Source organism: Flavobacterium sp. (genome assembly GCF_031363805.1).
Taxonomy (GTDB): Bacteria; Bacteroidota; Bacteroidia; order Flavobacteriales; family Flavobacteriaceae; genus Flavobacterium.
Map to the genome: position 1 here is coordinate 1 of NZ_JANLVD010000184.1, position 9574 is coordinate 9574.

Here is a 9574-nt window from a genome sequence, read left to right on the forward strand (position 1 = left end):
AATACTGTCCACCATTGTTTGTTGGCTTTGCCTTCAACTGGTCTTGCTACATCTACAGTAACATCATGATAGCTTTTGCTACCAATAACCAAAGGTTTTCTAATGGGTGCTTCGTAATGAGACGACATAATTTAATTTTAGATTCTAGATTTTAGATTTCAGATTTTTAAAAAAACTTCTTTCTTATCTATATTTTACAATTCTTCTTTATACCTATTGTTACTAATTTCTAACTTTAACGTGGTAGAAAACATTTGGTTTTGTACCGATATGTTCCAATAAGTGATACATTCTTTTGTCTTCAGACAAAGTAACTATTTCACTTTCCTTGTCATTTACATCACCAAATTTCATCGCACCAGAAGTACAAGCGTTTGAACAAGCGGTTTGGAATTCTCCATCTACAACAGGTCTTCCTTCTTTTTTTGCATTCAGAATAGTAGCTTGTGTCATTTGAATACACATAGAACACTTTTCCATAACACCACGAGAACGAACATTTACATCTGGATTTAACACCATACGACCTAAATCGTCATTCATATGGTAATCAAATTCTTCATTTTTATTGTACAAGAACCAGTTGAAACGACGCACTTTATAAGGACAGTTGTTGGCACAATATCTAGTTCCAACACAACGGTTATAAGCCATATGGTTTTGTCCTTGACGACTGTGAGACGTTGCTGCTACTGGACAAACTGTTTCACAAGGTGCATGATTACAGTGCTGACACATTACTGGTTGAAAAGCCACTTGCGGATTGTCCGAAGCTTCTTCCATACCACGTAAAGTAGAAACTGTATCTAACAATCCTTCACTTCCTTCTTTGGTTTTATTGTCACCATCGAAAGTAGTTTCAGAAGAATAATATCTATCGATACGCAACCAGTGCATATCACGACTACGTCTTACTTCAGATTTTCCAACTACTGGTACATTATTTTCGGCGTGGCAAGCAATTACGCAAGCGCCACAACCTGTACACGCATTCAAATCGATAGAAAGATTGAAATGATGACCGACAGAACGGTCAAAAGATTCCCATAAATCGACAGTTGTTGCTGCAACTTCTTTGTGATCTAAAGATACCATAGGAACAAGATTCCATTCTGCTTCATCTTTAGTATTGAATATTTCAAGAGACGTTTCTTTGATGATATCACCACGTCCCATTAATGTTTTTTGCAATTGAACACAGGCAAATTCGTGTTCACCATCTTCTTTAGTTATACTTACCGATTGAACATTATTGAAGTTGTTATATAATGAGTAAGCATTTACACCAACCATCATTTCTTCTTTCATAGCAGCTTGACGACCGTAACCTAATGCAAGACCAACTGTTCCTTTAGCTTGACCTGGTTGGATAATAACTGGCACTTTCTCCAATTTCTTACCATTTACAGTCAAAGTCACATAACTTCCGTTAAGTCCGCCATTGGCTACATTCCAGTTTTCTAATTCCAATGCTTTGGCATCTGATTGAGAAACAGTAACATAATTATCCCAAGATGCTCTTGTTATTGGATCTGGAAATTCTTGCAACCAAGGATTATTCGCTTGTTGTCCATCGCCCAATCCAGTTTTGGTATATAAAACCAATTCTAATTTTGTTGGCGTAGCTTTGGCTAATGTTGCAGCTGCTCCGTTAAAATCGGCACCAGCTCCAGAACCTGAAGTAACACCTTCTGTAACGGCTACTCCATCGTGAACCAATTGATTCCAAGATTTAGATCCTGACCAAGAAGCGCGAAGATAATCGTAATATTTTTGAGTATTTCCTGTCCAAGACAATAAGGCATCTTGAAATTGGATTGTATTAAATAAAGGACGAATAGTAGGTTGTGTCAAAGCATAGCTTCCTTTCACAATTATTACATCGTTCCAAGATTCTAAATAATGTGGTGTTGCCACAGCAATATTGGTTTTTGAAGCCGTTTCGTCTTCTTTCATAGAGAAAGCAACAGACAATTTTACTTTTTTCAGAGCTTCTTCAAATGCCGCACCGTTTGGTAAAGTATAAATTGGGTTTACACCATTCATAATTAAAGTATGAACAGCACCCGATTTCATATCAGCTATTAGTTGTTTTACATCAGCATTGTTTCCTTTGCGGATTTGACGTGAATTTGATGGATTGAAAGCTTCACTTCCCAAAGCACGGTTGATGGCTAGAACTAACAATTGTGCATTTTTATCATCAATACCACAAACCAAAACACCTTTGCTTCCAGCCACTTTTAATTGTTGTGCCGCTTTGACAACCGCATCATCATTATCGGTTTTTGAAGTAGTTACTGAACTTCCAGTAATAGTATTGTATATTTTTACTAAAGCTTGTTTTTGGTTGGAAATAGTCATTGGCACACGCTTATCTGCAGCAGCACCAGACAATGTCATGTTGGCTTCAAACTGAAAGTGACGTGACATTTTTCCGTTTTGAGGAATTCTGCCTTTTGCATATCCTGAATCGAAACCACCACCTTGCCAATCTCCTAAGAAATCTGCACCGACAGAAACAATTACTGAAGCTTTAGAAAAATCGTAATCAGCCAAAGCTCTTTCGCCATAAATAGCTTCAAAAGCATCTAAAGCTTCTGATGAAGAAATGGCATCATAAGTCACATGTTTTGCATTGGCATTAGCCGAAACAAATTGGGAAATTAATCTATCTGTTGATGGACTTGCAGAAGTATTCGTTAATATGACAATTTTTCCACCTTTAGCTTTAGCATCGGCAACACTAGCTTTTATTCTTGAATTGGCTTGATCCCAAGTGGCATTTTTATGATCAATTTTAGGGTTTTTCAAACGCATACTATCATATAATGACAATACAGATGCGTGAACACGAGCATTGGCATGAAAGTTTGCGCCTTCAATTTTATTATTATCAATTTTAATTGGACGACCTTCGCGGGTTTTTACTAATATATTAGCAAAATCGAAACCATCCGCTACAGTTGTTGCATAATAATCTGCAACGCCTGGGATAATTTCTTCAGGTTGAACCACGTATGGTATAGACTTATTCACTGGACCTTCGCAGGCAGCGAGTGTTGCTGCAGCAGTACTAAATCCAACGTACTTAAGAAAATCACGACGTGTAGTAGAAGATGTGGCTAAAGTAGCGGCATCCGCTAAAAATTCGTTTGTTGGAATGGCTTCCACAAATTCGTTATTTCTAAGCGTCTCAACAATAGAACTATTTTCGTCTAGTTCTTCAACACTTTTCCAGTATTTTTTGTTTGATGACATATTCTTTTATTGGTTATTCGTTTTATTTGATTATTTGGTAATTCGTTATTCGGTTAAATAAATAAACGAATAACCGAATAAACTTTTTAACAATGACATTTTCCACATTCTAAACCTCCCATTTGCGCTGCAGTCAGTTTGTCTACACCATATTTTTTAGAAAGTTCTTCGTGAATTTTTGTATAATATCCATTGCCTTCAATTTTTACATTGGTTTCGCGGTGACAATTGATACACCAACCCATGGTTAATGGTGAATGCTGACGCATAATTTCCATAGTTTCAACAGGCCCGTGACAAGTTTGACATTCAATACCACCTACAGCAACGTGTTGTGCGTGATTGAAATATACAAAATCAGGTAAATTATGAATTCTAACCCATTTGACAGGTTTGGTTTTTCCTGTATATTTTTGATTGGTTTTGTCCCAACCTACAGCATCGTATAATTTTTGTATTTCTCCAGTGTAGAATTCTTTGGTGTATTCTACGTAAGTCGAATCTTTGCTTCCTACAAATTCTGCAATATTTTTATGGCAATTCATACATACATTCAAAGAAGGAATTCCAGAATGTTTGCTGACCCTGGCAGATGAGTGGCAATATTTACATTGAATTTGATTTTCGCCAGCGTGAATTTTGTGTGAATAATGTATAGGTTGAATTGGCGCATAACCAATATCTACACCTATTTGAGAAAGATATCCGTAAACCACATAAGCACTAGATAATAATAACAATATGACAGTTACTAGAATTAAAAATTGGTTTTTGGCAAATGCTTTCCAAATGGGTAACGATTTTTCTTTTTGAACTACTTCAATACCATTGTTTTTGGCAATTTTGCTTAAAACATTGTTTACCATAAACAACATGACAATTAAAACTAGCAATACAACACCCAATAAACCTAGGACAAGATTGTTTGACATTCCACCTTCTGAAGATTGACCAGAACCGCCATCTGTCGGAGTTGGTGGTGCTGCAACCGTTTCTTTTGGTGTATCGGTATAAGCAATAATATTATCAATATCCGCTACTGATAGTTGCGGAAATTGATTCATAGCTACTTTATTATATTCATTATAAATTTTTAATGCTTCTGGATCACCAGCAGCAATAAGACCTTTGCTATTTGGAATCCACTTTTGAAGCCACTCACGACTGTGTCGTTGAGAAACACCACGCAATGCAGGTCCAGTCATTTTTGCATCAAGCTTATGACAAGCTGCACAATTTGCATTAAAAAGCGCTTTACCAGCTTCAGCATTTCCAGCGGCTGCAACAACTGCAACTGGAGGAGCAACTGCTGTTTGGGCAGAAGAACTTAATGAAAAGGACAATACCAACGCTAAACTTAACGCTATTGTCCTAAAATTCGATTTATGGTTTCCCACTTTTTTCATATCTTAAATGATTATCATCTAAATTTAGCTTTGCAATTAGTGCTTTTATTGCACTAAACACAATATACCAATTAAAAAACTTGCACAAAAATACGACTTATGTGTTGTTCTCAAAAACCAAATTATATCTTAATTATTAATTTATATTTATTCTAAATAATAATTTTTGATTTCTATTATAACTTAAAATGTACTTTTGTGTAAATATATATTCATTATGAGAATTTTAGGTTTTTTGAGAATCGATTTTAAATTAATTGTATTGGTTATTCTATCTGCGAATTGTTATGCACAATCTGGAAAGACATCCATAACACAAGATCAGAGATTCGAGCAGCTTTTGAACGAAAAAAGAAAGATAAACTCCTCTATAACATTAAGTGATCGATTTAAAATTCAAATATTTACAGGCGATAGTGAAACTAGTAAAGTGGCTTTGCAAGATTTTAGAAAAAAAAATAAAGATATTGATGCTACCATAGTTTTTAATACACCTATATATAAAGTTTGGGTTGGAAATTTTAAAACAAGAATTGAAGCTGAAAAAAAACTACAAGATTTTAAGAAAAAATATCCCAATGCTTTTTTAATTAAGCCAAACAAATAATTTTTTTTAGGAATGAATTTAAAACAGATAAAACAAAAATATAGTAGTTTTAATTGTTGTTTGTAGATTCTCTTTCGATAACTGCAGTTTCTAGTTCTACAATTTTTGACAGGAATGGTTTTGATTCTTTTTTGCAAATCATTTCTTCTAATAATAAATCAAAAGATTTAGACCCCATTTCATAGCTTGGTTGGTCAACAGTGCTCAGTTTTGGCGAAATAACTTGCGCCATAAACCAGTTGCTAAATCCAATAACCTTAATTTGATTGGGAACAATAATTTTATTTTCATTAAAATAAGACAAAACGCCTATGGCAACTAAATCTGTAATTACAAAAATACCATCAACATCAGGATGATCTTTTAATATTTGTTCAGCAAAAAGTTTCCCTTCTTCAAAAGTCACCTCTTTGCATGTGTAAACTAATTTTTGATCAAATTTTAAATTATTAATTTCCAGTGCTTTTTTGTAACCTAGAAACCTATCAATAGCGTTTTGTGGATTTAATGGACCACGAATATGGGCAATTTTTTTGCAACCTTTGTCAATTAAATGTTGAACAGCTTCCATAGCCGCTTTTTGGTCGTTGATAATGACTTTGGAACTTTTTATAAGTTTGGAAATTTTGTCAAATTGAACCAGAGGAATTTCTCTTCGCAAAATTTCTTTCAAATGGGCATCGTTATTTGATTCGTTGGAAAGCGAAATAATAATTCCATCTACTCTTTTATTAATCAATAAGTTTACTTGCTTTTTTTCTAATTCTAAAGATTCATTCGATTGAAGAATAATAACCAGATAACCATTTTCTTCAGCTCGATGGATGATTCCATTGATTACATTGGAAAAAAAATGATGCACAACTTCTGGAATAATTAATCCAATAGTTTTGGATTCGTTGGTTCGTAAATATATGGCATAATTATTCGGAGTAAAATTTAATTTTTCTGCCAATTCAATTACTGCTTTTTTGGTTTTTGGGCTTACATCGGTATAATTTTTTAAGGCTTTTGAAACTGTTGTTATAGAAATTCCTAGTTTTTTTGCTATTTCTTTTAAAGTAATATCTTTCATTAATTGAATTTATGATTGATTTAAAAATAAATGTTTAAGTACTAATTTTCTATAAAATAGAAGTTATTGATATAATTAATTTACAATGTATTGATTTTTATTCTGATACCGAATTTTTTACCTAGAAAATTCTGAAAATTCATTTGTAGTATAATATAAAAGCATTTTGATGATTTCTTATTGATTATAAACAGGCTACAAATTTTATTAAACTAAAATCAAATAAATGCAACTCTGGAAATAAATAGATATTTTAAAAATCCCGAAAAGCTTTTCGATTGACTTAAAAATAATTATATTGTTAAAAATCAATTTTTTGACAAATAAAATAGATAAGTTTGACATTCTTAAAAACATCTAAAAATGATAGCTTTGAATATAAAAACAACCTTGATACTTTTTTGGTTTACTACTATAGTTTTTGGTCAAACGAAATCCGATGAATGGAATTTATATGCCAATTCTAGAGAAAATTATTTTGGTGTTGCTATGGCCAATGGTCAAATAGGCATTGTAACTGATGATACGCCACTTAAAACAAAAGAAATTATCCTCAATGGCGTTTATGATTCCAGTCCAGAAAACGGCATAAGCCGAGTGGTAAGAGGTATTGAGTTTCTCAATCTTCGCCTCCTAATTAATAAAGAAGAAATAAAATCAACGAATATTGAGAATTGGAGTCAACAAATTTCTATGAAAGATGGTATCAGCACCACTTCTTTTTCATTCAAAGATTATGCAACTATAAATTATTCCATATTAGCCAATAGAGCTATTCCATATTCTGCTATGTCCATTGTTGAAATAACACCAAATAAAGACATTGAAATTAGCGCCAATAATTACATGACGGTTCCAGAGGAACTTATTGAAGCAAAAAGTCAATATCGTGTTTTAAAAGACAATCAATATCTTATGCCTGTTTTTGGTACAATTGCAAAAACACTAAAAGGAAAATATGTAGTTTCTGCTGCCACAACTTTCCTTTTTGATGGTCAAAGTGAAGTTTTAAAACAAGTAGGAAATGAAGTTGGATTTATAAAAAAATTAGTCAAAGGGCAAAAATACCGATTTGCCATTGCAGGTGGTATTTGTACTTCAAAAGACATTAAAGACCCATTGAACGAATCTGAAAGACAGCCTATTTATGCTTTGCAACAAGGAATCGACAAGTTATTAAACCAACACAAACAAGCTTGGGCTGAATTATGGAATACAGGCGATATCCAAATAGAAGGCGATCTAGAGGCTCAACAACGGGTACGATTTGCGTTGTATAATTTATATTCTTTCATCCGTGCTGATACTAGAATGAGTATTGCACCAATGGGACTGTCTTCTCAAGGTTACAACGGCCATATTTTTTGGGATACCGAACTTTGGATGTATCCTACACTCTTAGCATTGCAACCCGAAATGGCAAAATCTTGTTTGGATTATCGATCAGACAGATTGCAAAAAGCCAAACAAAAAGCCTATATTTATGGTTACAAAGGCGCCATGTATCCTTGGGAATCCGATGATACTGGCGAAGAAGCAACTCCCACTTGGGCGCTAACTGGTATTTTTGAGCAACACATTACTTCTGATGTCGCCATTGCATTTTGGAATTATTACTCTTACACTCAAGATAAATCTTGGTTAAAAAAAGAGTGGCAAGTATTTAAAGAAACGGCAGATTTTTGGGTGAGTCGAGTTGTTAAAAATCAAGATGGTAGTTATTCTATTTTAAACGTTGTGGGTGCCGATGAATATGCGCAACACGTAGATGACAATGCTTTTACAAATGCTTCTGCTATTGAAGCTTTGCGCAATACTATTAAAGCAGCCAAAATATTAAATGAACCTATAAATCCAAAATGGGTAAAAGTTTCGGATAAATTAGTTATTCATAAAGAAAATGGAATCACACAAAACTACAAAGGATATAAAGGACAGATGATCAAACAAGCCGATGTCAATTTGCTCGCTTATCCTTTGCACATTATTACAGATAAATTCCAAATCGAAAAAGATCTTATTTATTACACTGATAAAATTGATAAAAAAGACGGGCCAGCTATGGCTTCGGGCGTGCTGTCTGTGTTGTATGCGCGATTAGGTGATCGAGAAAAAGCATATAACTATTATGTAAAATCGTATTTGCCTAATAGTCGGCCTCCATTTGGTGTCTTTTCTGAATCGGCAAATAGTAACAATCCTTATTTTGCAACTGGCGCTGGCGCTATGCTACAAGCTATTATTTATGGTTTTGGTGGTGTAGAACAAACTGATTCAGGACTTAAATACAACAAAGGTCTTTTACCTAAAAATTGGAAATCTTTAAAAATTATTGGTTTGGGATTGGAGAATAAAACTATTATTATAAAAGAATAATTCTTTATTATAATTTAAACTCTTTTTTATTTAATTACAAGTATTTTAATTCATGACGATTTTAATTTATTGTAGCACTGTTTTATAAATAAAAACTTGTATCCATCACTTTTTCCATAATCTTATCTAATTGTTTTATTTTAAAATTCTGAATTTTACTAATTGAAGTTACGGCTCTAAATAGTTAATTTTTTCAAATAAGTATCAATATATTTAGAATAGTGTTTTTTGTAAATTAATCCGACGAAATACACTAGAAAGTTTTTTTAAATATCATAATCATTTTTTTTCACACTTTTTTTATTCATTGAATAATTTTAATACCAAATTTTTGAAGTATTAGTTATTATATCGAAAACGTTTTCGTTAATACTACAAGGTAATAGTTATGCTTTTTGTTAAAGTTTTAATAAATAAAAATTATATTTACATTGATAACCAAACAACTAAATTATTAACAAAATTTAATTACAAAGTATGAAAAATAGTATATTTAAATGCTTGATTGTTTTTCTCACGATGCTCTGTTCTTCATTGATACACTCACAAAGTATTTCTGGAACTGTATCTGATAATAACGATCCACTTCCAGGAGCTTCTGTCTTAGTCAAAGGAACAACAAATGGAGCGCAAACAAATTTTGATGGTTCATATTCTTTGAAAAATGTGGGAGCCAACGCAGTATTGGTATTTAGCTACATGGGTTTCAAAACTCAAGAAGTAAATGTTTCGGGGAAGTCGACCATCAATGTAGTATTGGTAGACGAAGCGAGCAAACTATCGGAAGTTGTAGTAATTGGTTATGGAACTGTAAAAAAGAAAGATGCAACTGGAGCAGTTGATCAAATT

General features: G+C 33.0%; 6 protein-coding genes. 3 read left to right on the forward strand and 3 right to left on the reverse strand.

What is annotated here, in order from left to right; genetic code table 11:
* Positions 1-222: 222 nt before the first annotated feature.
* Positions 223-3261: a TAT-variant-translocated molybdopterin oxidoreductase gene (locus RMN92_RS10205; protein WP_309609346.1), complete on the reverse strand. Its 3039-nt coding sequence runs from the start codon at positions 3259-3261 to the stop codon at positions 223-225.
* Between the two features lie 86 nt (positions 3262-3347).
* Entirely contained in the window at positions 3348-4667 is a 1320-nt protein-coding gene (locus tag RMN92_RS10210; protein ID WP_309609347.1) for a c-type cytochrome, read from the reverse strand.
* Between the two features lie 217 nt (positions 4668-4884).
* Between RMN92_RS10210 and RMN92_RS10215 the strand changes: the two genes are divergently transcribed.
* Entirely contained in the window at positions 4885-5274 is a 390-nt protein-coding gene (locus RMN92_RS10215; RefSeq protein ID WP_309609348.1) for an SPOR domain-containing protein, read from the forward strand.
* A 49-nt stretch (positions 5275-5323) separates the two neighbouring features.
* Here the strand turns inward: RMN92_RS10215 and RMN92_RS10220 are convergent, their stop codons facing one another.
* Entirely contained in the window at positions 5324-6349 is a 1026-nt protein-coding gene (locus RMN92_RS10220) for a LacI family DNA-binding transcriptional regulator (RefSeq protein ID WP_309609349.1), read from the reverse strand.
* 363 nt (positions 6350-6712) lie between these two features.
* Here RMN92_RS10220 and RMN92_RS10225 point away from each other — a divergent pair, with 363 nt between their 5' ends.
* Together RMN92_RS10225 and RMN92_RS10230 are read left to right on the forward strand one after the other, a co-directional pair.
* Positions 6713-8725 (forward strand): glycosyl hydrolase family 95 catalytic domain-containing protein, encoded by a 2013-nt coding sequence (locus tag RMN92_RS10225; RefSeq protein WP_309609350.1) that lies wholly within the window; start codon positions 6713-6715, stop codon positions 8723-8725.
* A gap of 477 nt (positions 8726-9202) precedes the next feature.
* On the forward strand, positions 9203-9574 hold a 372-nt coding region (locus RMN92_RS10230), incomplete at its 3' end, for a carboxypeptidase-like regulatory domain-containing protein (RefSeq protein ID WP_309609351.1).